Below are 24760 nucleotides of genomic sequence, written 5' to 3' on the forward strand. Positions count from 1 at the left end.
CATGGCTCTCAGCCAGAAGATCACCAAGGCCGTCAAGGACGCCCAGAAGCAGGCCGAGGCCGCCGTCGCCGACGTGCGCGGCCAGCTCGGCCACCTCGACGGCAAGCTTCCCGAGGTGTCGGTCGACCCGACGCCGTTCTACGCCGTCGTCGGTGCCGCCGACATCGCCATCGACACGGTCCGCTCCGCGAGCGAGCAGCTCGAGGCGGCGCGCAAACAGGCCAAGGGCGTCGACCTGCGCGAGGGCGCCATGAAGGAGGCGGACCAGCTGCAGAAGGAGCTCCAGAAGCGCATCGTCGACCTCCAGGGCCGCACGGTCGAGCTGCAGAAGCTCGCCACCAGGTATGCCGACCGCTTCGTCGCGCAGGCGCAGGATCTCCCGGCGCGCGTGCTCAACGAGAGCCTCGTCATCGCGAGCAACGCCAAGGACCAGTACGACGCCGCCGCTGCCCGCGGCGAGAAGCTCGTCACCGACCTGCGCGCCCAGGGTGAGCGCACCGCCTTCGGCCTCGCCGAGCGCGGCACCGCGACCGTGACCCGCGGCCGTCGCGTCGCCGAGACCGCCGTGACCGAGGGTGAGAAGGTCGCCCAGAGCCTCGTGGACGTCGTCGTGGAGGACGCCTCCAAGGTCGGCGCGCAGGTCGAGAAGTCGACCGAGGCCGTCGAGGCCGCCGCCGCTCCGGTCGAGCCGAAGCGCACCGCCGCCCACGAGAAGGCCATCCGCAGCTCCGCCGCGAAGAAGGCCGCCGCGACTCGCAAGGCCAACGAGGTGGAGGCCACGACGACCCGCAAGGTCGCCGCCCGCAGCTCGGCCACGACCGACGACCCGAAGGCCACCGCGGCCCGCAAGGTCGCCCCGGCCAAGCGGGCAGCCAAGAAGACCGCGAAGAAGGCGGCCGCCACGACGACCGACACCACCAAGAGCGCGACCTCTGCCGCCAAGAAGGCCACGCCTGCCAAGAGCACGGCGACGAAGGCCACCTCGGCAACGAGCTGACCCCGTCTGCCGCGACTCCCAGCCGGAGCCGCGGCAACCGGCCCGAGGCCGTCACCCGATGCGGGTGGCGGCCTCGTCGCGTCCCGGCGGCAGGGCGTACGACCCCTGGCGGAGGGCCCTACCGGCACGCTCCGGCATACTGCGGGGCGTGTCGGAACACTGTGCCACCGCGTCCACTCCCGTCAGCGCGGCGCTCGCCGCAGCGCCGGTCGTCGCCCACGTCGTGCGGGCCGGCTTCGTCGAGTCGGTCCACCACGGCACCGCCGTCGTCACCGCCCCCGACGGCAGCGTCGAGCTCGAGATCGGCGACGCGAGCGGGCCCGTCTTCCCGCGCAGCTCGAGCAAGCCGATCCAGGCGCTGGCCATGGTCCGCAACGGGCTCGGCACGGACGGCCGGCTGCTGTCCCTGGCGTGCGCGAGCCACTCGGGCGAGCAGTTCCACGTCGACGCGGCCCGCGAGATCCTCGCCGGCGCCGGCCTGACCGAGACCGCCCTGCAGAACACCCCCGACTACCCGTACGACGATGCCGCGCGCATCGCCTGGATCGCAGAGGGCAGGCCCAAGCAGTCGATCGTGCAGAACTGCTCCGGCAAGCACGCCTCGATGCTCGCCACGTGCGTCGCGAACGGGTGGGACCTCGAGACTTACCGTGACCTCGAGCACCCGCTGCAGGTCGCCGTCGCCGACACGGTGCGCGAGCTGACCGGCGCCGAGCCGTCGGCCGTCGCGGTCGACGGCTGCGGCGCGCCCATCCATGCCGTGCCGCTGAGCGCCCTCGCGCGGGCCTTCGGGCGGCTCGCCGCGGCGACCGAGGGGCCCGAGGCCAGGATCGCGAAGGCCATCCGCGACTTCCCGGAGTACCTCGGCGGCACCCACCGCGACGTCACCACCCTGATCCGCGGCGTCGACGGGCTCGTCGCGAAGGACGGCGCCGAGGCCGTCTACGCCGTCGGCCTGCGCGACGGGCGGGGGATCGCCGTCAAGGTCGCCGACGGCACGTCACGGGCCCGCAGCGTCGTGCTCGCCGCGGTGCTGCGCCGCATCGGGGTCGGCAGCGACGACGTGCTCGCCGTCCTCGAGCAGGCGCCGGTACTCGGCCACGGCCAGCCCGTCGGGGCCGTCGTCGCCGTCGGCATCTGAGGCCCGGTCCCGGTGCGAGCCGTCCTGCAGCGCGTCACGAGCGCGCGCGTCGAGGTCGACGGTGAGGTCGTGGGCCGGGTCGACCGCGCGGGCCTGCTCGCCCTCGTCGGGGTCACCCACGACGACGGCCCCGAGCAGGTCGAGCGGATGGCCCGCAAGATCGCCGAGCTGCGCATCCTGCGCGACGAGCAGAGCCTGGTCGACGCCGGGGCGCCCGTGCTCGTCGTCAGCCAGTTCACGCTCTACGCCGACACCCGCAAGGGCCGTCGGCCGTCATGGAGCGCTGCAGCCCCCGGCCCGGTGGCCGAGCCGTTGGTCGCCGCCCTCGTCGAGGCCCTGCGCGGGCGCGGTGTCGAGGTCGAGCAGGGAAGGTTCGGCGCCATGATGGAGGTCTCCCTCGTCAACGACGGCCCCGTGACGCTCGTCGTCGAGACGTAGCCGTCTGGGAGAACGCTGGGAGCTCTCAGCGGCGGGGGTTACGCTTCGTCCATGCAGCTGTACTCGGGGTTCCAGAGCGTCGTCCTGCTCGTGCTGGGGGCGGTGGCGCTCGGCTGCGAGGTCTTCGCGTTCGTCGACGCCCTCCGCCACCCCGAGAAGGCGTACGTCGCGGCGGGCAAGCGCACGCGTACGTTCTGGCTCGTCCTCCTCGGAGTGGCGCTCGCCATCGGATTCGTCACCCTGTTCAACCCGCTCAGCCTCTTCGGCCTGGTCGCCTTCGTCGGCTCAGCCGTCTACCTGGCCGACGTCCGCCCGGCCCTGCGGCAGGTTCGTGGCATCGGGGGCCGGTCCAGCGGCGGCTGGTGAACACCGGGAGACGCCCCGGCACGCGGTTCGGGTGGGCCGCCCGGGTAGGGCACACTGGGCACTCACCGACGATGGGGGAACCATGACCGACCAGCACCGGGCTGGCAGCGTCTCCGCGCTCGACCTGCACCAGCACGACCGCGACCCCGCGCCGGCGCACACGCCCGAGGACTACGAGCTGGGCGACCGCAACCCCGCCGACGACATCTTCGTCGCCGAGCGCCCCTGGGGTCAGTTCCAGCAGTTCGTCTCCAACGAGCAGGTCACGGTCAAGATCATCACGGTCCAGCCCGGCCACCGGCTCTCGCTCCAGCGTCACGACCACCGCGGCGAGATGTGGCAGGTCCTCGACGTGCCCATCGACGTCACCGTGGGCGACCGTTCGTGGAGCGCCCAGCCCGGCGAGACCGTCTGGGTGCCGCGCAACTCGGTGCACCGCATGGGCAACTCGGGCGACCGCCCCGGCCGTCTGCTCGAGGTCGGCTTCGGTCACTTCGACGAGGCCGACATCGAGCGCCTCGAGGACGACTACGTGCGCTGACCCCCCGGGGTCACCACAGCACCAGACCACGTGTGCCGCCGGGCCGGGCCCGGCGGCACACGCGTGCCCGGGTGACCTGTCGAGGAGAGGAGCGGGTCAGCCCACGTGTGCCGGGCCCGACTCGAGCGGGAGCTCGGCCCAGACCACCTTGCCGCCCGGCAGGGGGCTGGAGCCCCAGCGCTCCGACAGCGCCTCGACGATGTGGGCGCCCCGGCCGTTGACGTCGTCGATGGTGATGTCGCGTCGCTGCAGCGGGGTGTCGGTCGTGTCCTCGACGCCGACGCGCAGGCCCCCGCGACGCCGGTCGACGACGGCACGGAAGGGCGAGCCCGCGTGGCGCAGGGCGTTGGTGGCCAGCTCGGAGACGATGAGGGCGGCGTCGGGGGCGAGGCCGGCGTGGCCCCACGCGCGCAGCACGTCGACGACGAAGTGCCTCGCCGCCGGCACCGACTCGGGGGTCGGCAGGTAGACGCGCGAGCAGGCGTGACCGGCCTCGACGACCCCGCCCTCCTCCCAGACGGCGCTGGGCGGCAGCAGGTCGGTGTGCAGCTCGCAGACCCGGCGCACGTCGACGAGCTGGGCGTGCTCGAACGCACCCGTGGGGTAGGCGCACAGCAGCGTGAAGTCGTGCTGGCGCAGCAGCTGGTTCCACATCAGCTCGAGCTCGATGGCCGGCTCGACGAGGCCGTTCTGCCAGAGCTGGGAGACCATCTCGCCGAACGCCCGGACGGGGACGCCCGCGGACGAGGCCTGCCCGATGACCTCGCCGGCCCGGGCCAGGAACAGGTCGGGGTCGAGGCGCCCGTCCACCATGACCTGCTGCAGCGTGTCGGCGGCGTCGAGCGCGATGTAGCGGCCGTCGTCGGTGCGCGCGACGGGGTCGTAGCCGCGCCCGGTGAGCAGCTCGGCCACGGCAGCGCGGTGCTGGGCCGTCGCCACGACGACGACGCACTCGTCGAGGTCCCACCCGTCCGCGACGAAGCGCGCGACGGCGTCGATCCCCTCACCGTCGAGCGCGTAGAAACCCACTGCATGGCCTCGCCCCCAGGCGGTCATGCCGTCGAGCGACATGGTGCCGATGCTACGCCGACGGCGGGTGCGCAGGTCGGCTGTTTCTCCTGTGAGTTCCCGGGGTGCGCGGCCGCCTCAGCGGGTCGTGGGCGCGACCGCCGACCAGTCGACCGTGACCTCACCCAGCCGCCAGCGCGACGGTCCGTCGAGCAGCGGCCAGCGCCGGCGTACGTCGTCGCACATCGCGAGGAACCGCTGGCGGGCACCCCACGACGACTGCGGCGCGCTGCGGGCCCAGGCGTCGTCGAGGTCGGTGAGGAACGCGTGGACGGGCTCACCCGGCACGTTGCGGTGGATCAGGGACTTGGGCAGCCGCTCGGCCACGTCCGACGGCTGCTCCAGGCCGCCCATCCGGAGAGAGATGGTGAGGCTGAGCGGTCCCGACGCGTCGACGGCGACCCACGAGGCACGCCGGCCGATCTCGTCGCACGTGCCGTCGACGAGCAGGCCGTCCGGCGCGAGGCGCGCCTGCACGAGTGCCCACGCGTCGGCGACATCGCCCTCGGCGTACTGGCGCAGCACGTTGAACGCCCGCACGACTGTGGGCCGGGTCCCACCGTCGAGGGGCACCTCGAACCCGCCGAGCCGGAAGGTCAGGCCCGCGCGCTCGAGGGGGCGGCCCGCGGCGACGCGGTCGGGGTCGATCTCGATGCCGACCACCTCGACGTCGGGTCGCACCCTACGCAGCCGGTCGTGCAGCTCGACGGCCGTGATCGGGGAGGCGCCGTAGCCGAGGTCGACGACGACCGGCGGGGTGGTCGCGCGGCGCAGCCGCCACCCCTGTGGCCCGGCGATCCAGCGGTCGCAGCGGCGCAGCCGGTTCGGGTTGGTCGTCCCGCGCGTGATGGTCCCCACGGGGCGCTGCCTGGCCACGACCGCAGGGTACGCGTTCGCCCCGGGGTCGACGCACCGCGGCGTTCGCCCGCCGTGGAATACATCCAATCCTGCGTGTGGTTGAGTCGGGGAGAGCACGAGCGCGCAGGACGAAGGGATGCCGATGGTGGCCGATCCGAGACGGGTGGCGATGATCAGCGTCCACACCTCGCCCCTCGAGCAGCCGGGCACCGGTGACGCCGGCGGACTCAACGTCTACGTCGCCGAGACCGCCAAGGAGCTCGCAGCGCGCGGCGTCGAGGTCGACATCTTCACCCGGCGCACCACGGGCGAGATGCCGGTGGAGGTCGAGCTGGTGCCCGGTGTCACCGTGCGCCACGTCACCGCCGGGCCCTACGAGGGGCTGGCCAAGGAGGACCTGCCGGGCCAGCTGTGCGCCTTCTCGGCCGGCACCATGCAGGCCGGGCTCTCCGTTCCCGAGGACCACTACGACCTCGTCCACTCGCACTACTGGCTCTCGGGCCAGGTCGGGTGGCTCGCCGCCGACCGCTGGCGCGTCGCCCTCGTCCACACGATGCACACGATGGCCCGCGTCAAGAACCTCCACCTCGCCGAGGGCGACCGGCCCGAGCCGCGCGGCCGCGAGATCGGCGAGGTCCAGGTGGTCGAGGCGGCCGACCGCCTCATCGCCAACACCGACGACGAGGCCCGCGAGCTCGTCGAGCTGTATGCCGCCCCGCCGGCCAAGGTGTCCGTCGTCCCACCCGGCGTCGACCTGTCGACCTTCACCCCCGGCGACCGGGGGGCTGCGCGTCGCGAGCTCGGCCTGCCCGTCGAGGGCCGGCTGCTCCTCTTCGTCGGGCGCATCCAGCCGCTCAAGGCCCCCGACGTCCTGCTCCGGGTCGCCGGCGAGCTGCTGCGCCGCGACCCGTCGCGTCGCGTCGACCTCACCGTCGCCGTCCTCGGCGGCCCCAGCGGCAGTGGCCTGACCCGCCCGCACGAGCTCGAGGAGCTCGCCCGCACCCTCGGCATCGAGGACGTCGTCCGGTTCGTGCGCCCGGTCGACCGGCCCGTGCTCGCCCAGTGGTACCGCGCCGCCGACCTCGTCGTCGTGCCCAGCCACTCGGAGTCGTTCGGGCTCGTCGCCATCGAGGCCCAGGCCTGCGGCACCCCCGTCGTCGCCGCGCACGTCGGGGGGCTGCCCACCGCGGTCGGTGAGGCCGGTGTCCTCGTCGACGGCCACGGCATCCCCGACTGGACCGACGCCGTCGAGTCGCTGCTGCACGACGACACCCGCCGCCTCGAGCTCGGCGCGGCGGCCGTCCGGCACGCGGCGCAGTTCGGGTGGGCGGCCACGACGGACCGGCTGCTCGAGGTCTACCGCCAGGCGATCCGCGAGCGGGCCACCGGGTCGGCCGAGTCGCCGATCGACGAGGGCCAGAACCTCGTCGGCGTCCCGACGGCGGTCATCCCGTGAGCGAGGCGGCGGCGGACGTCGGGGCGCTGTCGGCCGGTGCGGCCGCGGAGGCCCGCCTGACGGCATACCTGGGCTCGGTCGGGCTCGAGTGGGAGCTCGGCGGCCGCCCGGGGGAGTACGTCGTGACCCTCCCCGGCGAGAAGAAGCTGAGGACGGTCCTGTCCGTGCTGGTGCGCGACCGCACGACGAGCCTCAGCGCGTTCGTCATCCGCAACCCCGACGAGAACCACGAGGCCTTCTACCGCACGCTGCTGCGCAAGAACCTCCGGCTCCAGGGCGTCTCGTACGCCATCGACACCGACGGCGACGTCTACCTGCGCGGCGAGGTGCCGACGGTCGCGCTGGACGCCGAGCACCTCGACCAGCTCTTCGGGATCGTGCTCGGCGCGAGCGACGACGTCTTCAACGAGCTGCTGGCCCTCGGCTTCCTCGGGTCGATGAAGAAGGAGTGGGCGTGGCGCGTGTCCCGGGGCGAGTCGACGCGCAACCTCGACGCCTTCCGTCACCTGCTGGACGACGGGTCCGGCGCCTGACGGGCCGTCGCTAGGCTGGCGGCCATGACCTACACGCTCGTCCTCGTCCGTCATGGCGAAAGCGACTGGAACGCCAAGAACCTCTTCACCGGCTGGGTCGACGTCGACCTCACCGACAAGGGCCGCGCCGAGGGCGTCAGCGCCGGCAAGCAGCTCAAGGAGGCCGGCATCCTGCCCGACATCGTGCACACCTCGGTGCTGCGTCGGGCCATCACCACCGCGAACCTCTCGCTCGACGCGGCCGACCGGCACTGGATCCCGGTCAAGCGCGACTGGCGCCTCAACGAGCGGCACTACGGCGCGCTGCAGGGCAAGAACAAGAAGCAGACCCTCGAGCAGTACGGCGAGGAGAGGTTCATGGAGTGGCGCCGCTCCTACGACGTGCCGCCGCCGCCCATCGACGAGGACGACGAGTTCTCGCAGAACGGCGACCCGCGCTACGCCGGCCTCGGTCCCGCGATGCCCGCGACCGAGTGCCTCAAGGACGTCGTCGCGCGCCTCATGCCCTACTGGGAGAACGAGATCCAGAACGACCTCGCCGACGGCCTCACCGTGATGGTCGCCGCCCACGGCAACTCGCTGCGTGCCCTGGTCAAGACCCTCGACGAGATCTCCGACGACGACATCGCGGCCCTCAACATCCCGACGGGGATGCCGCTCGTCTACGAGCTCGACGAGCAGTTCCGTCCCGTCACGCGGGGCGGCCGCTACCTCGACCCCGAGGCTGCCGAGGCCGCCGCCGAGGCCGTGGCAAACCAGGGCCGCTGACCGGCCCCGTCCCTCCCCTGCTTCAACCGTCGAAAGGCCACTCCTCGCGACCGAGGGGTGGCCTTTCGACTGCGCCGAGGAGGCCAGACGTGGCCTCTCGACGGTTGGGGGTGGTGCCGGTGCGGGGAGTGCCCAGGGTCAGGCGGGGGTGTCGTGCTCGATGGAGTCGAGCACGTCGGCGTCCTCGGCGTCCTCGTGGTCGTAGCTGACCTCGGAGTCGTACTCGCCGGTGACGAGGTAGACGACGCGTCGCGCCACCGAGACGGCGTGGTCGGCGAAGCGCTCGTAGTAGCGGCCGACGAGCGTCAGGTCGAGGATCGAGCTGCGCGACCAGCTGGTGTTCTCGTCGAGCAGGGCGGCGAAGAGCTGGCGGTGCAGCTCGTCCATGGCGTCGTCGTCCTTGTCGAGGGCGATGGCGCCGGCGACGTCCTTGCTGGCGATGATCGAGCCGCACTTGGCGACGATCGCCTCGGCGACCTGGCCCATCTGGAGGATGTGCGACCGCAGCTCGGGTGGCACGGCGGAGTCGGGCGTGCGCAGCCGGGCCACCTTCGCGACGTGGCGGGCGAGGTCGCCCATGCGCTCGAGGTCCGAGCTCATGTGCATGGCCGTGACGACGATGCGAAGGTCGGTCGCCACGGGCTGCTGCCGGGCGAGCAGGTCGATGGACATCTCGTCGAGCTCGATGCGGATGTCGTCGAGCTTGCGGTCGGCCTCGATGACCGACTCGGCGAGGTGGACGTCGGCGTCGAGGAGCGCCGTCGTGGCGCGGGAGATGGCGGACCCCGCGAGCCGGGTCAGCTCGACGAGCTGGTCCGAGATGGTGTCGAGGTCCTCGTGGAACTGGTCGCGCATGGTCTTCCTGTCGGTTGCCGGTCGTGCCGTGGTGGCGCGGTCGTCGCGCCGTCGTGGCGCTCGTCGGGGCGCTGGTCCGGCGCTGGTCGTGTCTGGCTTCGTCCAGCCTGCCACCACGCGGGCGCGCGGGCGGCACACCGCGCGGGGAGACTCGGGCCCCCGCTGGTGCAGAGGTTCGCAGGGCTGCGTGAATGCGTGGGGACGCTCAGGTGAACAGTGGGTTCGCGCTGCGCACGACGGAGCCGCGCGTGGTCCGAGCCTGCCTGCCGGATGCGTACGCTGAGTGTCGTGGACCCGACTACCGCGGCAACGCTCGGTGGCATCGCCGGCCTCGCCCTGGGCGGCCTGGCGATGGTCGCCGTACGCCTGTCGGACCGCTCCTCCGCCGCCGACGACCCGGCGCCGCCCGACCCGCCGCTGCCCCCGGGCGTGGGCGAGGTCATCGCTGTGCTGCGCTCGAGCGGCATCGTCGTCGACTCGTCCGACCGCGTCGTCAACAACTCGCCGGCCGCGGTGGCGCAGGGCCTCGTCCGCGGCCAGGAGCTCGTCCACCCCGAGCTGCTCCACCTCGCCAGGGCGGTGCGACGAGACGGCGTCATCCGTGAGGCCGAGATGGTCCTGCGCAAGGGCCTCGGCGACGGCCGCCTCGTGGTCGCCGCCCGGGTGGCGCCCCTGCGCGGTGACCACGTCCTGCTGCTCGTCGAGGACCGTTCGAAGGCGGCCCGGGTGGAGGAGATCCGCCGCGACTTCCTCGCCAACGTCAGCCACGAGCTGAAGACCCCTGTGGGTGGCATCTCGCTGCTCGCCGAGGCCGTGCTCGACGCGCACGACGACCCCGAGGCCGTAGCGCGCTTCGCCAAGCGCATCAGCGTCGAGTCCACGCGGCTGACGCGGCTCGTCAGGGAGATCGTCGAGCTGTCGCGCCTCCAGGGCGCCGACGTCATCAAGGACCCCGCCATCATCGACGTGGGCGCCTGCGCGCGTGACGCGGCCGAGCGCAGCCGCCTGCTCGCCGAGGAGAACCGCATCGAGCTCGCCGCGGCGATCGACGACGGGTGCGAGGTGTGGGGCGACGCCGAGCTGGTCACGACGGCCGTCAGCAACCTCATCGGCAACGCGATCGCGTACTCCGAGAAGGGCACGCGCGTCGGCGTCAAGGTGCGCCGCAGTCGGCCCGGGGTCATCGACGTCTCGGTCACCGACCAGGGTCTCGGCATCCCCGCCGACGAGCAGCAGCGCATCTTCGAGCGGTTCTACCGCGTCGACACCGCCCGCTCGCGGGCGACCGGGGGCACCGGGCTCGGCCTGGCGATCGTCAAGCACGTCGCCGACAACCACGGTGGCAACGTGTCGGTGTGGTCGGAGGTCGGCCGCGGGTCGACGTTCACCATCGAGCTGCCTGCCGCCAACGCGCCGGGGGCCATCCAGCCTGCGTCCGTCCCGACCCTGTCGAGCGGGTCCGAGCAGGTCGGTCCCGAGCCGGCAGGTCCCACGCCTGCGCCGTCGCTGCACCCGCCCGGGGCGTATGCCGCCGGGCCGGCTCCCGAGGCCCCCGCACACCTGCCCCCGGCCGAGGCGCGAAGGACCGGCCCCGGTCCGACCGTCAACGCCTGACCAGAACCCGACCCCACCCCGCCGGCCAGCCGCCCGATCCCGAGAGGCCAGTCTTGAGTCGCATTCTCATCGTCGAGGACGAGGTGTCGTTCTCCGACCCGCTGTCCTACCTGCTCAAGAAGGAGGGCTACGACGTCGCCGTCGCCGAGACCGGGCCCGACGGCCTGGCCGAGTTCGACAAGAACGGCGCCGACCTCGTCCTGCTCGACCTCATGCTCCCCGGGCTCTCCGGCGTCGACGTGTGCCGGGCCCTGCGCCAGCGCTCCTCGGTGCCGGTCATCATGCTGACGGCCAAGGACAGCGAGATCGACAAGGTCGTGGGGCTCGAGATCGGCGCCGACGACTACGTCACCAAGCCCTACTCGAGCCGCGAGCTGCTCGCCCGCGTCAAGGCCGTGCTGCGCCGCCTCGCCGAGCCCGAGGACCTGCTGCCCTCGACGCTCGAGTCGGGGCCGGTTCGCATGGACGTCGAGCGCCACACCGTCAGCGTCGAGGGGCGCTCCGCGTCGCTGCCGCTCAAGGAGTTCGAGCTGCTCGAGATGCTCCTGCGCAACTCGGGCCGCGTGCTCACGCGGATGCAGCTCATCGACCGGGTGTGGGGCAGCGACTACGTCGGCGACACCAAGACCCTCGACGTCCACGTCAAGCGGCTGCGCGCCAAGATCGAGCCCGACCCGGGCAACCCGGTGCACATCGTCACGGTGCGGGGGCTCGGCTACAAGTTCGAGGCCAACTGAGCCGCAGTCACGCACCCCCGGACACGCGAGGGGCGGCCCCCCGTGCGGTGGGCCGCCCCTCGCGTACCTGCTGGCCCGTGCGTGCGGGCGCGGGTGGCTCAGCCGCCGGTCGGTGCCGGCGTGATGGTGGCGTAGTAGCCGGTGGCCGGCAGGACCGGCACCTTGACGACCGTCGTGCCGCCGGAGCTCGACGTGACGGTGACCGGGACGATGCCACCCGGCTTGGTCGTGACGGAGCGCAGCTGCAGCCCCTTCGTGGCGAGGTTGACCTGCTCGCGCGGGCCGAGCCGCACCTCGGAGCCGGTGGGCTGCGTGGCGGCGTTCGGGTCGGCCTGGGCAGCGATCTGGACCGTCATGTCCTGCTGGCCGAGGTTCACGGCCGAGCCGGAGACGACGACCGTGCCCTTGCCGTCGCCGATGAGCGCGAGGTCGCGCAGGGCGAGCTCGCCGACGTTGGCCGGCACACCGTCGGCCGGGACGTACTCCACGTTCGTCTGGATGGGGGAGTTGACCTGGCAGCCGGTCGTCACGGCGGCGAGGGCCACGCCGGCCAGCACCGTGGACACCCGACGGGTGGACGGGCGACGCGCGGGGGCCGGGGCGAGGAATCGACGCTTCACGGGCGACAGCCTACCGGCGGGCCCGTCGAGCGCATCGTGCACCCGCCGCAAGGGGCCGGGCGGAGGCCACCGCGTGTGTCCGGCAGTGGTCGTGCCCGTCGCGAGTGGCGACCCAGGGCCCGTCGGGGGGCCCTTGCGATGCACGAGAACCGGCTGTCTGTCAAGACGTCCCGCGTGACGTCCTGCGGTCGAACTGTGGCTCTGACCTGCGATGATGCCGGATCCTGAAATCGCGATGGGCGGCGGATCGTGATAATCTGGAGGTCGCGAAAGGGGAAAACAGCAGATGGTTTTCAAGGTCGGCGAGACGGTCGTGTACCCCCACCACGGGGCTGCACTCATCGAAGAGATCAACACACGCACGATCAAGGGAGAGGACAAGCTCTACCTCAAGCTCAAGGTCGCTCAGGGTGACCTGACGATCGAAGTGCCAGCCGAGAACTGCGACCTCGTGGGCGTTCGTGACGTCGTGGGCCAGGAGGGTCTGGACCGCGTGTTCGAGGTGCTGCGCACCCCGCACACGGAGGAGCCGACCAACTGGTCGCGTCGCTACAAGGCGAACCTCGAGAAGCTCGCGTCCGGTGACGTCATCAAGGTTGCCGAGGTCGTGCGCGACCTGTGGCGTCGTGACCAGGACCGCGGCCTGTCCGCGGGTGAGAAGCGGATGCTCGCCAAGGCCCGCCAGATCCTCGTGTCCGAGCTCGCGCTCGCGGAGAAGACCGACGAGGAGAAGGCCGAGACCATCCTCGACGAGGTCCTCGCGTCCTGAGCGGCTCACACCAGACCGGAGCCGGTCGCGTCGGCGTCATCGTCGTCGCGGCCGGCTCCGGTTCACGTCTGGGGGCTGCGGTCCCCAAGGCGTTCGTGCCCCTCGCGGGGGTGCCCCTTCTCGGGCACGCCCTGCGGGGGGTTCTGTCGTGTGCGGCCGTCTCCGAGGTGGTGCTCGTCGTGCCCGCGGCCCAGGTCGACACCGCGGGGGCCATCGCCGAGGCGGTATGCCGTGAGGTCGGGGCCCGTGGCGTCGTGACGGTCGTCGTGGGCGGCGCCGAGCGCGGCGACTCCGTGGCGGCCGGCCTCGGGGCCCTGTCCGACGGGGTCGAGGTGGTGCTCGTGCACGACGCGGCCCGCTGCCTCACGCCGGTTGCGGTGTTCGACCGGGTCGTCGCGGCCGTCGAGGCCGGGGCCGTGGCGGTCGTGCCGGGCACGCCGGTCGTCGACACCGTCAAGCAGGTGGACCCCGACGGCGTCGTCGTCGCGACACCCGACCGCTCGACGCTGCGGGCGGTCCAGACGCCGCAGGGTTTTCGCCGCGACGTCCTTGTGCGCGCCCACGCGACGTCGAGCGACGCCACCGACGACGCCGGCCTCGTCGAGCGGCTCGGCGAGCCGGTGCTCGTGGTCGACGGCGACCCGCGCGCGCTGAAGGTGACGACCTCGGCCGACCTCGAGACCGCCGCCCGCCTCCTCGGCGTCACCTCCTGACCCCAGCGCCCCATCCGGTTCGATGTATCTGCGCGGCCTCCGGGCCGCGCAGATACATCGAACGGGGGAGCGCCTATCCTCGGCTGCGTGACGACGGACGCGACGACTGAGCAGACCACCGACAGCTCGACCCGGCAGGACCGACCTCTCGCCCTCATCACCGGCGGAGGCACCGGCATCGGAGCGGCCATCGCCCGCCGCCTCGCCTCGGACGGCTTCGAGGTCGTCGTCGCAGGACGCCGTCGCGAGAAGCTCGACGAGGTCGTCGCCGCCGTCGAGGGCGCCGGTGGGGCTGCCCGGGCCGTGGTCATGGACGTCACCGACGGCGCCTCCGTCGAGGGCGGCGTCGCGAGCCTCCGCCGCTGCGACGTGCTCGTCAACAACGCCGGCGGTGCCCTCGGCGTGACCCGTGTGGAGGACAGCGACCCCGACGAGTGGGAGCGCATGTACTCGAGCAACGTCGTCGGCACGCTGCGGGTGACCCAGGCCGCGCTGCCGCTGCTGCGCCGCTCGTCCCGCGCCACGATCGTCGACATCAGCTCGATCGCCGGCGAGCGCGTCTACGAGGGCGGGGCCGGCTACGTCGCGGCCAAGCACGGCACGTCCGTGGTCTCCGAGACGCTCCGGCTGGAGCTCAACGGCGAGAACATCCGCGTCATCGACATCCGCCCCGGCATGGTGCGCACCGAGGAGTTCTCGCTCACCCGGCTGCACGGCGACCAGGCGGCTGCCGACAAGGTCTACGAGAACGTCGACCGGCCACTCGTCGCCGACGACGTCGCGGAGTGCGTCGGCTTCGCCGTGGGCCTGCCACAGCACGTCAACATCGACACCATGGTCATCAAGCCCGTCGCGCAGGCGGCGCCGCACAAGGTGCACCGCGCACCGATCGACTGGAAGCAGGAGTGATGACGGCGCTGCCGCGCGTCGGCGTCGGCGTGGACGTCCACGCGTACGCCCCCGAGGGCTCCGACCGTGAGCTCTGGGTCGCCGGTCTGCACTGGCCGGGGGAGCGCGGTCTCGACGGCCACTCCGACGCCGACGTCGCCGCACACGCCGCGTGCGACGCGCTCTTCTCCGCTGCCGGGATCGGTGACCTCGGTGCCCACTTCGGCACGTCGCGGCCCGAGCTGGCCGGCGCATCCGGTGCGACCCTGCTGGCAGAGGCGGCCCGGCTCGTGCGTGAGGCCGGCTTCGAGATCGGCAACATCGCCGTCCAGGTCGTCGGCAACGCGCCGAAGGTCGGCAGCCGGCGGGGCGAGGCCGAGACCGCGCTGTCGTCGGCCGCCGGGGCTCCGGTCTCGGTGAGCGGCACGACGACCGACGGTCTGGGCCTGACCGGGCGTGGGGAGGGCGTCGCGGCCATCGCCACCGCCCTCGTGGTGGCACCGCGGACGCCGTGAGCGGCGGTCGCGCTTGACGCCGTCCCGGCCGGGTAGGCCACCGGCGTAGGGCAACGCATCGACGCGTGGCCCGTCGAGGAGGTCGGCATGCAGGTAAGCACCATCATCTGGATCGTCGTGGCGGTGGTCGTCGTTCTCGCGGCCATCGGCTTCGTCGCCGCGCGTGGCAGGGGCCACCGTGTCGACGCCCAACGGGAGCGGGCCGCAGACATCCGCGACGAGGCCCGTGAGCACGACCGGGACCTTCGGGAGCGTGAGGCTGCTGCCACCGAGGCCGAGGCGCGGTCGCAGATGGCCCGCGCGCAGGCGCAACGGGCCCAGGTCGAGGCCGAGCGGCTGGACGCCGAGGCACGCGACCGCACCAGCGGGGCCGAGGAGGTACGCCGCGAGCGGGACGAGCGGCTGCGTGAGGCCGACCTGCACGACCCCGACATCGGCACCGACAAGGAGGGCCGCCGGCTCGACGAGGACGGCAACCGCGTCGGCACGCCGATCGAGCGCCGGCACGACGGCCCCGACCGCGCGGACCCCGGGTGGGACCGTCGGGACCGGCCCGACCTCGACCGTGACGGTCGGGACGATCGCGACGGCCGGGGCGGCGGCGACGCCGAGTGGAACGACCGGGCGCAGGCCGACCGCCCGGGAGTCGACGGCGACGACACGGGCCAGGAGGACCGCAGGCGCTGACGCGAGCGCGGACCCGGCCGCGGGGCCTGGTCTCACTCGTCGTACGTTGGCGGCCGAACCGACCCGACCCGCGTCCAGGAACCCTCACGCGGGCCGGGCGCAACCAGCGAGCGACGAGAGCTCGGCGTCGTCCTCACAGGTGACACGCTCTTCCAGGGTGGTCCGGGTGCGAGGCGCGAGGAGGCCGTCGGCGCGCGCCCGCCGGACGGCATACGTGCTCGGGGGCGCGTGGTCGGGTGCGACGTGGCGCGCCGATAGACTTCGGCGGGTGACCCTACGACTGTTCGACACTGCAACCCGGGAGCTGCGCGACTTCACGCCGCGCGAGACGGGCAAGGTCGGCATGTACATCTGTGGTCTCACGACGCAGGGTGCGCCGCACATCGGCCACATCCGATTCGCCGTGGCGTTCGACGTGCTGCGCCGTTGGCTCGAGACCGGTCACGGCTACGACGTGACGCTCGTGCGCAACGTCACCGACATCGACGACAAGGTGCTGCGCAAGGCGGTCGAGGCCGGCGAGGACTGGTTCGCCCTGACCTACCGCAACGAGCGGCTCACCGCTCAGGCGCTCGACGCGCTGGGGGTCGAGCCGGCCACCTACGAGCCGCGCGCCACCGGCCACGTGCCCGACATGATCACCCTGATGGAGACGCTCATCGAGAAGGGGCACGCGTATGCCGCCCCCGACGGCAGCGGCGACGTGTACTTCGACGTGCGTTCCTGGCCCGAGTACGGCTCGCTCACCGGGCAGTCCATCGACGACATGGCGAACGCCGACGACGCCGACCCGCGCGGCAAGCGCGACCCGCGTGACTTCGCCCTCTGGAAGGGACGCAAGTCCGACGAGCCCGAGAGCGCCTCGTGGCCGACGCCGTTCGGCACCGGTCGCCCGGGCTGGCACCTCGAGTGCTCGGCGATGGCGCGGCGCTGGCTGGGCGACGAGTTCGACATCCACGGCGGCGGCATCGACCTGCGCTTCCCGCACCACGAGAACGAGCTGGCGCAGTCCCGGGCCGCGGGCCTGGGCTTCGCGCGGTACTGGCTCCACAACGCGTGGGTGACGGTCAAGGGCCAGAAGATGGGCAAGTCGCTCGGCAACGCCCTCGAGGTGCGGCACCTGCTCGAGGAGACGCGGCCCATCGTGCTGCGCTACTACCTCACGGCCGCGCACTACCGGTCGATGATCGAGTACCACCCCGGCTCGCTCGACGAGGCGTCGGCGGCCGTCGACCGGATCGAGGGCTTCCTCGAGCGCGCGTCGCGGCGCGGCCCCATCGAGCCGCTCGCGACCGCTGCGCTTCCCGAGGCGTTCGTCGCCTCGATGGACGACGACCTCGGTGTCAGCGGGGCGCTCGCGGTCGTGCACGACACGGTGCGCGCCGGCAACAGCGCCCTCGACGAGGACGACGACGAGGCCGCGCTGGCCGCAGCCGCCGCCGTCGTCGCGATGACCGATGTGCTCGGCGTCAACCCGTTGGCGGCCCACTGGGGCTCCGGCAGCAGCCGGCAGGACGCCGCCGCCGAGCTCGCGCTCGACGCGCTCGTCCGCGCCCAGCTCGACGCCCGCCAGGTCGCCCGACAGGAGCGCGACTTCGAGCGGGCCGACGAGATCCGCGACCAGCTGACCGCCGTCGGCATCGAGATCACCGACACCCCGTCGGGGGCCCAGTGGTCGCTCGCGCGCCCGACGCGGGCCGCGGCCGACGCCCCCGACTCCACGAACGCGGCCCTCGGGGCCGAGAAGGCACAGGGCTGACATGCCAGGCAACTCCCAGCGGCGCGGCGCCATTCGCAAGGGCGGCAAGGGCGCGACCGTCGGCTCCGGCGGCCAGCGTCGTCGCGGGCTCGAGGGCAAGGGCCCCACGCCCAAGGCCGCCGACCGCGAGTACCACCCGGCCCATAAGCGCGCGAAGGCTGTGGCCAAGCGGCAGGGCGGCGGTCCGGGTGCGTCGACGGGTCGCGGGCCGGCCCGACCGCAGCGGCGCACCAAGGGCTCGAGCGAGATCGTCGCCGGGCGCAACTCGGTCGTCGAGGCGCTGCGCGCCGACATCCCCGTGTCGACGATGTACGTCGCCGGACGCATCGACTCCGACGACCGCGTGCGCGAGGCCCTCAAGATCGCGACCGAGCGGGGCCTGCCCATCCTCGAGACGCCGCGCGGCGAGCTCGACCGGCTCACCGACGGCGCGGTGCACCAGGGCCTCGCGCTGCAGGTGCCGCCCTACGACTACGCCCACCCCAACGACCTCATCGACCCCGACATGCCCGGTATCCCGCTCGTCGTGGCCCTCGACGGCATCACCGACCCGCGCAACCTCGGCGCGATCATCCGGTCGGTCGCGGCGTTCGGTGGCCACGGTGTCGTCGTGCCCGAGCGTCGCTCGGTCGGCATGACCGCCTCGGCGTGGAAGACGTCGGCCGGAGCCGCCGCGCGCGTCCCGGTCGCCAAGGCGAGCAACCTCAACCGGGCGCTCGAGGACTTCAAGAAGGCCGGCTTCTTCATCCTCGGCCTCGACATGGAGGGCGACGTCGAGCTGCCCGACCTGGCCCTCGCCAACGAGCCGCTCGTGATCGTCACCGGCTCCGAGGGCAAGGGTCTCTCGCGCCTCGTCAGCGAGACCTGTGACCAGATCGTCTCGATCCCGATGAGCTCGGCCGTCGAGTCGCTGAACGCCGGCATCGCCACGGGCGTCACGCTCTACGAGATCGCCCGCCAGCGCCGCAGCTGACGTGTGCCGTCCGGGGCCGCTCGGCGGCATACGTGCTCGCTGCCCCGGCCCGGGAACTCGGGGAGGCCCTCCGACGCTGGTCCAGATGACGTCGGTAGAGTTGTCCCGCACAACTACGGCGTGTAGTAACAACCGCGGCTGCGCTCGGCAGCAGGACAGACGGAGGACGGAACCCGTGGCCAGGAGCAACCGCGCAGAGACGGCAGCCCGGGCAGCGCAGCTGCGGGCCGAGGCGGCGCGCAAGGACCGCCAGCGCAGGCAGGTCGTCGCGGCCGCCGTGGCGGTCGTGGTGGTCGTCATCGCCGTCGTCGTCGGCATCGCGATTTCCAACCGGCCCGCCGACACCCCCGCCGCGTCCGGCGGAGCGGCTGCGCTGCAGAAGCTCGAGACCCTCCCGCCCTCGCTCTTCGACTCCGCGCCGGCCCCGGCCCCCTCTCAGGCGCCCGTCAAGCTCCAGGGCGGCACCGCGCTGACGCAGGACGGCAAGCCCAAGGTGCTCTACGTCGGCGCCGAGTTCTGCCCGTTCTGCGCGATGGAGCGCTGGGCCCTGATCGGCGCTCTCTCCCGCTTCGGCACGTTCACCGGCATCACCGAGACGACGAGCTCGAGCAGCGACGTGCATCCCGACACCCCGACGTTCTCCTTCAAGGACGCGAAGTTCACGAGCAACGTCGTCGCCTTCGAGGCCGTCGAGACCCAGGACCGCAACAACAAGCCGCTGCAGACCCTCGAGGGTGAGAACCTCGCGCTCTTCAAGAAGTTCAACCCCGAGGGCGGCATCCCCTGGATCAGCTACGGCGGCACGCACTCGACGAGCGGCGCGACCGTCGACGCGAACGTCTTCGAGGGCAAGACCTACGACCAGATCATCGCCGGCATCTCCGACCCGAAGTCCGACATCGGCAAGACGGTCACCCCGGCGATCAACATGATCACGGCGCAGATCTGCTCGCAGACCAAGAACCAGCCGGCCAACGTCTGCACGAGCCAGGGCGTCGTCGCCGCGTCCGTCCTGCTCAAGCGGTGACCCGATGAGCTCGCTGCGTGGCGACGCGCACGGCCAGGCGCCCACCGCAGCCGTACGCGTGCGGCCGGGCTGGCTCGCGCCGCTGTCCCTGACGCTGAGCGTCCTCGGCCTGCTCGTCTCGGCGTACCTCACCTTCGAGCACTTCACCGCGAACTCGACCCTCGCGTGCAGCATCGGCGGCATCGTCGACTGCGCCAAGGTCACGAGCTCACCGTGGAGCACCTTCGTGGGGGTTCCGGTCGCGCTGCTCGGGCTCGTCTTCTTCGCCGTCACGCTGTGGCTGTGCCTGCCCGGCACCTGGCGCCGCGCGCAGGGGTGGCTCGACCCGGCACGCCTGGCCTGGCTGACGATCGGCCTCGGCATGGCGCTCTACCTCGTGTGGGCCGAGCTGTTCCGCATCCACGCGATCTGCCTGTGGTGCACGGTCGTCCACGTGCTGACCTTCGTGCTCTGGGTCGCCGTGCTCTTCGGCCAGATCCTCTCCGGACCGGCCGACGAGTAGGCCGCCGGCTCAGTCGAGCCGGCCGATGACCGGCATCTCCTCGGTGTCGACGCCCACCACCGACTTCTCCTCCGGCTTGGCCGGCAGGACCGTGGCGAGATAGTCCTGCAGGGCCTCCTCGATCGGGGTGTCGTGGCCCGCCTGCTCGCTCATGTACCAGCGGTGCTCGAGCACCTCGTGGAAGATCTCGGCGGGCTCGAGACGGGTCTTGAGGTCACGGGGCACGGCGCGCACGACGGGTTCGTAGCAGCGGGAGAGCCAGTCGTGGGCGACGATCTCCTCGTCCTCGCCCTGGCGGTCGGTCGCGGCGGCATACGCGTCGAGGTCGTTGAGCAGGCGACGCGCCTGGTTCTCGCCCACGTCGAGGCCCGTGAGGCGCAGCAGGCGGCGGGAGTGGTGGCCGGCGTCGACGACCTTGGGGGTGATGACGATCTCGGTGCCGCCGATGTCGGTGGTGATCGACAGCTCGTCGACGTCGAAGCCGAGCTCGTTGAGGCGGCGGATGCGCTCGTCGACGCGCCACCGGTCGCCGAGCTCGAAGCGCTCGGTGCCGGTGAGGGCGTCCCAGAGCGTGTGGTACCTCTCGATGATCGAGGCCGCGACCTCGAACGGGTCGGCGCTCTCCTCGAGGAACCCGCCGGCGTCGAGGTCCATGAGCTCGCCGGCGATGTTGACCTGGGCGATGTCGAGGTCGTGCTCGCGCTGACCGTCGGAGAGCTTGGCGTGCAGCTCGCCGGTCTCGGCGTCGACGAGGTGGGCGGCGAACGAGCCGGCGTCGCGCCGGAAGAGGGTGTTGGACAGCGACACGTCACCCCACCAGAAGCCCTCGAGGTGCAGGCGTACGAGGAGCAGTGCGAGGGCGTCCATGAGGCGCACTGCGGTGTCGGGGCGCAGGTTCTGGCTGTAGAGCGCGCGGTAGGGCAGCGAGAACTGCAGGTGTCTGGTGATGAGGCAGGCGCCGAGCGGCTCGCCGTCGACGGTGGTGCGCCCGTGCACGACGCCGAACGGTTCGACGGAGGGCACGTCGAGACGGCGCAGGTTGCGCAGCATGGCGTACTCGCGGTCGGCGATGTCGGCCTTGATCTCCTTGACGGCCAGCACTCGTGGACCGAGCTTGACGAAGCGGACGACGTGGCGGGAGATGCCACGGGGGAGCGCCGCAAGGAACGACTCGGGCCACTCCTCGAGCGGCGTCGACCAGGGCAGGTCGAGCAGGGCGGACTCGGGTCGCGCGGTGGTGATCTCGAGCGTCACCCCGCCATCGTGGCACGGTCGCGCGACAGGCGTCGATCAGCCCACAGCGCCAGCGTCGCGAGGGCAAGGAACAGTGCGGCGATCGCGGTGCAGCTGAGCAGGGCCGAGCCGTAGCCGATCCGGTCCACGTTGATGAACGGGTAGGGGTACCAGTGCACGACCGGTCCGAGCGTGAGCGTCGCGACGAGCCAGACGATCGGCCAGATGAGCGACGGCAGCACGTCGGCGCGCGCGACCAGGCCTCGTGGGCCGAAGGCGACCCATCCGACGAACGTCAGCACGGGCACGACGATGTGCAGCAGCCGGTCGCACACGAGGCTGCCCGTCGTGTAGCTCGGCGAGGGCGGCAGCGCGACGGCCGCGACGATGCCGGTCACGGTGATCCCGATGAGAGAGGCGAGCCGTAGCACGCGCAGCACCTGGGAGTCGCGGCGAACCCGGACGAGAAGATAGGTCGAGACGGCGACGAGGAGGTTCGCCTGGATCGTGAAGTACGAGAAGTAGCGCCGGATCTGCTCGGGCCGGGCCGTCGTGACTGCGCTCGAGTCGAGGATGCTGTCGCCGCTCGCGACGAGGTAGAGCTGGAAGACGAGCGCGAAGACCGTGACGGCGAACGTCGCGAGGTGCCAGTACCGCCCGATCGTCTGCCTCGTGCTGGGCCCCGTCACGACTCGGAGCCTACGGCTTGTGTATGCCGTGTTCCCGCAACGCGCCGCGTGCCCGGCACGGGCCGAGTGCCGGGTGCACGTCGCGCCCGGCACCGGGCCGCACGGCATACGGCCGCGGGCAGCCGACGGGCCGGCACCCTGGAAGGGTGCCGGCCCGGCGGTGTGTGTCTGGTTGCGTCAGAGGCGAGTCACGCGCCGACGCGCTCGCCGGACTCCGCGTTGAAGACGTGCACGTGGCCCGCCTTCGGCTTGAGGTAGATCTTCTCGCCCTTCTGCGGAGGGCGACGACCGTCGACGCGCGCGATGAAGGGCACGGCGCCGGCGTTCTCGCCGGTGGCCTCGAGCAGCTTCTGCTCGCTCGAGCCGTAGATGTAGGCGTCGGCGCCGAGCTCCTCGACGACGTCGACCGTCACGGGGATGCCCGAGTTGTCGGAGGACAGCTCGAGGTCCTCGGGTCGCACACCGAGGGTGACGTGCTTGCCCACACCGGAGAGGTCCTCGCGCGAGACCGGCACCGTGTGACCGTGCAGGTCGACGCCGCCGTCGGTGACCGGCACGTCCATGAGGTTCATGGCCGGCGAGCCGATGAAGCCGGCCACGAAGACGTTGGCCGGGTGGTCGTACATGCGGCGCGGGCTGTCGCACTGCTGGAGGATGCCGTCCTTGAGTACCGCCACCCGGTCGCCCATGGTCATGGCCTCGACCTGGTCGTGCGTGACGTAGACGGTGGTGACGCCGAGACGACGCTGGAGCGAGGCGATCTGCGTGCGGGTCTGCACGCGGAGCTTGGCATCGAGGTTGGACAGCGGCTCGTCCATGAGGAAGACCTGGGGGGAGCGCACGATCGCCCGACCCATGGCGACACGCTGGCGCTGACCACCCGAGAGGGCCTTCGGCTTGCGGTCGAGGTAGGGGGTCAGGTCGAGGATCTTGGAAGCCTCCTCGACGCGCTTGCGGATCTCGGCCTTGTCGACGCCGGCGATCTTGAGGGCGAAGCCCATGTTGTCGGCGACGGACATGTGCGGGTAGAGCGCGTAGTTCTGGAAGACCATCGCGACGTCGCGGTCCTTGGGGGACAGGTTCGTCACGTCGCGGTCGCCGATGAGGATGCGTCCGCCGTTGACCTCCTCGAGGCCGGCGAGCATGCGCAGGGAGGTGGACTTGCCACACCCGGAGGGGCCGACGAGGACGAGGAACTCCCCGTCCGCGATCTCGATGTTGAGCTTGTCGACGGAGGGAATCGGGTTACCGGGGTACTGCCTCGTCGCGTTGTCGAACGTCACTGTTGCCATGGCTTCTTTGCCTTCCTTCACCGGCAGGAACGTGCCGGACGATCCGTTGTAAAGGGGTGCCTGCCCGGGTGAGCAGGCATCGTCATCATGGCCCAAGCCGCGCGGCTTGGCCACCCCTCGTCCGTGGAGGTGGCTCCGGGGGGCGTCCTTGGGACGTGTCCAGAACGTTGCAAGAACTTGCTGCAAGCCCTGTTCCAAGTCCCTGCAATTTCTTGCTAAGGTCCGTCCCACAAACCGGTGGCGGCGTGTGCCACCTGGCTTCAAAGGAGAATCCATGCACAAGCGTGCGCTCGGCGCTGCTGCCGTCACGGGTGTTGCCGCCCTGGCCCTCAGCGCCTGCGGTGGGTCCAGCCCCACCACCCCGTCCAACACCGGCGGCTCCGGCACGAGCAGTGCTGCTGCCACCACCACCGGCACCCCGGAGACCCCGAGCGGCACCGCTGCCCCGGTCCGCGACGCCAACGTCGACCTCGTCATCTGGACCGACGCCGACCGCTCCAAGGCCGTGCAGAAGTACGCCGACCAGTTCGCCGCCGAGAACGGCATCACGGTCAAGGTCCAGATCGCGACCGACACCCGCACCCAGTTCAAGGACGCCACCAAGGTCGGCAAGGGCCCCGACGTCATCGTCGGCGCGCACGACTGGCTCGGTGAGCTCGTCCAGAACTCGACCGTCGCTCCGGTCAACCTCTCGGCCGACGTCGCTGCCAAGTTCCTGCCGACCGCCATCGCGGCCACGAAGTTCAACGGCCAGAGCTACGGCGTGCCCTACGCCGTCGAGAACATCGGCCTCATGTACAACAAGGACCTCGTCCCGAACCCGCCGAAGACCATGGACGAGCTCGTCTCCATGGGTGAGAAGCTCGTCAAGGACGGCAAGGCCAAGCAGGTCATGTCGCAGTTCGTCTCCAAGGTCGGCAACGCGTACTTCGCCTACCCGTACCTCGCGGCGTTCTCCGACGGCGGCATCTTCGCCACCAAGGCCAACGGCGACTACGACCCGAACAAGCTGCTCGTCAACAGCTCCGGCTCCGTCAAGGGTGGCGAGGTCCTCGCCGCCCTCGGCAAGCAGAAGGTCCTCTCGACCAACGTCGACGACACGAACCAGGACGCCCTCTTCGACACGAAGGCCGCGCCGTTCATGATCAGCGGCCCGTGGAGCGTCGCCAAGGCCAAGGCGGCCGGCATCAACTACGGCATCGCCCCGCTGCCCAGCCTTTCCGGCGGCGGCGCCATGAAGCCGTTCCTCGGCGTCCAGATGTTCTACGTCTCGAGCAAGGCCAAGAACGCCGCTCTCGCGCAGGAGTTCGTCACGAACTACATCCCGCGCAAGGACGTCCAGCTCGCGCTCTTCGAGGTCGGCAAGCGTCCGCCGGCCCTCAAGGAGGCCTACGACGAGGTGTCCGCCACCGACCCCGACGTCAAGGCGTGGTACGAGGCCGGCGTCGACGGCAAGCCGATGCCGAACATCCCCGCGATGAACTCGGTCTGGGGCCCCTTCGGCCAGGCGACCGCTGACATCATCTCGGGCAAGGCCGGCGCCGAGGAGCGTCTCGACGCTGCGGCCAAGGAGATCGCGGCCAACATCGCCAAGGGCTGAGCTCCCTTGATCTGAAAGGGGTTCCGGGGCCCGCCTCCAGGGCGGGTCCCGGGGTCCCGGCCCGGTTCGGGCCGCCCCGGAGCCGCTCGAGATGCTGAGCTCGGGACGCTCCACCCCTCCG

At 71.8% G+C, this 24760-nt stretch carries 27 protein-coding genes; 20 read left to right on the top strand and 7 right to left on the bottom strand.

What is annotated here, in order from left to right; all coding sequences use genetic code 11:
- Position 1: 1 nt before the first annotated feature.
- The 5 genes from ACFQ2V_RS08925 (at position 2) to ACFQ2V_RS08945 (ending at position 3483) form a co-directional block, all read left to right on the top strand.
- Positions 2 to 997: a hypothetical protein gene (locus tag ACFQ2V_RS08925; RefSeq protein WP_386052317.1), complete on the top strand. Its 996-nt coding sequence runs from the start codon at positions 2 to 4 to the stop codon at positions 995 to 997.
- Between the two features lie 148 nt (positions 998 to 1145).
- A complete protein-coding gene (locus ACFQ2V_RS08930) occupies positions 1146 to 2138 on the top strand; it encodes an asparaginase (RefSeq protein ID WP_386052318.1) in 993 nt (330 codons plus the stop codon).
- Between the two features lie 12 nt (positions 2139 to 2150).
- On the top strand, positions 2151 to 2576 hold the full coding sequence (gene dtd, locus ACFQ2V_RS08935; RefSeq protein ID WP_386052319.1) for a D-aminoacyl-tRNA deacylase: 426 nt from the start codon (positions 2151 to 2153) through the stop codon (positions 2574 to 2576).
- Between the two features lie 51 nt (positions 2577 to 2627).
- Positions 2628 to 2942 (top strand): DUF2516 family protein, encoded by a 315-nt coding sequence (locus ACFQ2V_RS08940; RefSeq protein WP_386052320.1) that lies wholly within the window; start codon positions 2628 to 2630, stop codon positions 2940 to 2942.
- 82 nt (positions 2943 to 3024) lie between these two features.
- A complete protein-coding gene (locus tag ACFQ2V_RS08945; RefSeq protein WP_386052321.1) occupies positions 3025 to 3483 on the top strand; it encodes a phosphomannose isomerase type II C-terminal cupin domain in 459 nt (152 codons plus the stop codon).
- Positions 3484 to 3579: 96 nt separating this feature from the next.
- Here ACFQ2V_RS08945 and ACFQ2V_RS08950 read toward each other — a convergent pair whose 3' ends face one another.
- Positions 3580 to 4554, bottom strand: a complete 975-nt coding sequence (locus ACFQ2V_RS08950) for an MEDS domain-containing protein (RefSeq protein ID WP_386052322.1) — start codon at positions 4552 to 4554, stop codon at positions 3580 to 3582.
- Positions 4555 to 4629: 75 nt separating this feature from the next.
- A complete protein-coding gene (locus tag ACFQ2V_RS08955) occupies positions 4630 to 5427 on the bottom strand; it encodes a class I SAM-dependent methyltransferase (protein WP_386052323.1) in 798 nt (265 codons plus the stop codon).
- Positions 5428 to 5545: 118 nt separating this feature from the next.
- On the opposite strand from ACFQ2V_RS08955, the gene mshA reads away from it, so the two are divergent.
- From mshA to ACFQ2V_RS08970, 3 genes are read left to right on the top strand one after another with little or no spacing between them, the layout of a single operon-like run.
- Positions 5546 to 6865 (top strand): D-inositol-3-phosphate glycosyltransferase, encoded by a 1320-nt coding sequence (gene mshA / locus ACFQ2V_RS08960; RefSeq protein ID WP_386052324.1) that lies wholly within the window; start codon positions 5546 to 5548, stop codon positions 6863 to 6865.
- Positions 6862 to 7398, top strand: coding sequence for a YbjN domain-containing protein (locus ACFQ2V_RS08965; protein WP_386052325.1), 537 nt, complete (start codon positions 6862 to 6864; stop codon positions 7396 to 7398). The genes mshA and ACFQ2V_RS08965 overlap by 4 nt, the downstream gene beginning before the upstream one ends.
- 24 nt (positions 7399 to 7422) lie before the next feature.
- Positions 7423 to 8166: a phosphoglyceromutase gene (locus ACFQ2V_RS08970; protein ID WP_386052326.1), complete on the top strand. Its 744-nt coding sequence runs from the start codon at positions 7423 to 7425 to the stop codon at positions 8164 to 8166.
- Between the two features lie 138 nt (positions 8167 to 8304).
- Here the strand turns inward: ACFQ2V_RS08970 and phoU are convergent, their stop codons facing one another.
- Complete coding sequence (phoU, locus tag ACFQ2V_RS08975) at positions 8305 to 9021, bottom strand: phosphate signaling complex protein PhoU (RefSeq protein ID WP_386052327.1); 717 nt, start codon at positions 9019 to 9021, stop codon at positions 8305 to 8307.
- A 288-nt stretch (positions 9022 to 9309) separates the two neighbouring features.
- Here phoU and ACFQ2V_RS08980 point away from each other — a divergent pair, with 288 nt between their 5' ends.
- A complete protein-coding gene (locus tag ACFQ2V_RS08980) occupies positions 9310 to 10635 on the top strand; it encodes a sensor histidine kinase (protein WP_386052328.1) in 1326 nt (441 codons plus the stop codon).
- A 53-nt stretch (positions 10636 to 10688) separates the two neighbouring features.
- Positions 10689 to 11372, top strand: coding sequence for a response regulator (locus ACFQ2V_RS08985; protein WP_386052329.1), 684 nt, complete (start codon positions 10689 to 10691; stop codon positions 11370 to 11372).
- A 98-nt stretch (positions 11373 to 11470) separates the two neighbouring features.
- Here ACFQ2V_RS08985 and ACFQ2V_RS08990 read toward each other — a convergent pair whose 3' ends face one another.
- On the bottom strand, positions 11471 to 11992 hold the full coding sequence (locus tag ACFQ2V_RS08990; RefSeq protein ID WP_386052330.1) for a hypothetical protein: 522 nt from the start codon (positions 11990 to 11992) through the stop codon (positions 11471 to 11473).
- Positions 11993 to 12278: 286 nt separating this feature from the next.
- On the opposite strand from ACFQ2V_RS08990, the gene ACFQ2V_RS08995 reads away from it, so the two are divergent.
- From ACFQ2V_RS08995 to ACFQ2V_RS09035, 9 genes are all read left to right on the top strand, one after another.
- Positions 12279 to 12761, top strand: coding sequence for a CarD family transcriptional regulator (locus tag ACFQ2V_RS08995; protein ID WP_030199704.1), 483 nt, complete (start codon positions 12279 to 12281; stop codon positions 12759 to 12761).
- A 38-nt stretch (positions 12762 to 12799) separates the two neighbouring features.
- Positions 12800 to 13474 carry a 2-C-methyl-D-erythritol 4-phosphate cytidylyltransferase gene (ispD, locus tag ACFQ2V_RS09000; protein WP_386052367.1) on the top strand — a complete coding sequence of 225 codons (675 nt, stop codon included), beginning with the start codon at positions 12800 to 12802 and terminating at the stop codon, positions 13472 to 13474.
- 87 nt (positions 13475 to 13561) lie between these two features.
- Positions 13562 to 14383, top strand: a complete 822-nt coding sequence (locus ACFQ2V_RS09005) for an SDR family NAD(P)-dependent oxidoreductase (protein WP_386052331.1) — start codon at positions 13562 to 13564, stop codon at positions 14381 to 14383.
- The gene (ispF, locus tag ACFQ2V_RS09010; protein WP_386052332.1) at positions 14383 to 14877 is read left to right on the top strand and encodes a 2-C-methyl-D-erythritol 2,4-cyclodiphosphate synthase; all 495 of its coding nucleotides are present in this window, start codon (positions 14383 to 14385) and stop codon (positions 14875 to 14877) included. Before ACFQ2V_RS09005 ends, ispF begins: the two co-directional genes overlap by 1 nt.
- Positions 14878 to 14964: 87 nt before the next feature.
- Positions 14965 to 15564, top strand: a complete 600-nt coding sequence (locus ACFQ2V_RS09015) for a hypothetical protein (RefSeq protein ID WP_386052333.1) — start codon at positions 14965 to 14967, stop codon at positions 15562 to 15564.
- A gap of 268 nt (positions 15565 to 15832) precedes the next feature.
- Positions 15833 to 17323 (top strand): cysteine--tRNA ligase, encoded by a 1491-nt coding sequence (gene cysS, locus ACFQ2V_RS09020; RefSeq protein WP_386052334.1) that lies wholly within the window; start codon positions 15833 to 15835, stop codon positions 17321 to 17323.
- 1 nt (position 17324) lies between these two features.
- Positions 17325 to 18296: a 23S rRNA (guanosine(2251)-2'-O)-methyltransferase RlmB gene (gene rlmB / locus ACFQ2V_RS09025; protein ID WP_386052335.1), complete on the top strand. Its 972-nt coding sequence runs from the start codon at positions 17325 to 17327 to the stop codon at positions 18294 to 18296.
- A 175-nt stretch (positions 18297 to 18471) separates the two neighbouring features.
- A complete protein-coding gene (locus ACFQ2V_RS09030; protein WP_386052336.1) occupies positions 18472 to 19323 on the top strand; it encodes a DUF929 family protein in 852 nt (283 codons plus the stop codon).
- Positions 19324 to 19327: 4 nt separating this feature from the next.
- Positions 19328 to 19825: a vitamin K epoxide reductase family protein gene (locus tag ACFQ2V_RS09035; RefSeq protein WP_386052337.1), complete on the top strand. Its 498-nt coding sequence runs from the start codon at positions 19328 to 19330 to the stop codon at positions 19823 to 19825.
- A 9-nt stretch (positions 19826 to 19834) separates the two neighbouring features.
- On the opposite strand, the gene ACFQ2V_RS09040 is transcribed toward ACFQ2V_RS09035, so the two are convergent.
- The 3 genes from ACFQ2V_RS09040 to ACFQ2V_RS09050 form a co-directional block, all read right to left on the bottom strand.
- Positions 19835 to 21079, bottom strand: coding sequence for a DUF4032 domain-containing protein (locus tag ACFQ2V_RS09040; protein ID WP_386052338.1), 1245 nt, complete (start codon positions 21077 to 21079; stop codon positions 19835 to 19837).
- On the bottom strand, positions 21076 to 21747 hold the full coding sequence (locus ACFQ2V_RS09045) for a Pr6Pr family membrane protein (protein ID WP_386052339.1): 672 nt from the start codon (positions 21745 to 21747) through the stop codon (positions 21076 to 21078). The genes ACFQ2V_RS09040 and ACFQ2V_RS09045 overlap by 4 nt, the downstream gene beginning before the upstream one ends.
- A 188-nt stretch (positions 21748 to 21935) precedes the next feature.
- Complete coding sequence (locus tag ACFQ2V_RS09050; protein WP_386052340.1) at positions 21936 to 23039, bottom strand: ABC transporter ATP-binding protein; 1104 nt, start codon at positions 23037 to 23039, stop codon at positions 21936 to 21938.
- A gap of 274 nt (positions 23040 to 23313) precedes the next feature.
- Between ACFQ2V_RS09050 and ACFQ2V_RS09055 the strand changes: the two genes are divergently transcribed.
- Positions 23314 to 24639 (top strand): sugar ABC transporter substrate-binding protein, encoded by a 1326-nt coding sequence (locus ACFQ2V_RS09055; protein ID WP_386052341.1) that lies wholly within the window; start codon positions 23314 to 23316, stop codon positions 24637 to 24639.
- The last annotated feature ends 121 nt before the right edge of the window (positions 24640 to 24760 follow it).

The sequence above is a fragment of the Terrabacter terrigena genome, from assembly GCF_042676085.1.
GTDB lineage: Bacteria > Actinomycetota > Actinomycetes > Actinomycetales > Dermatophilaceae > Terrabacter > Terrabacter terrigena.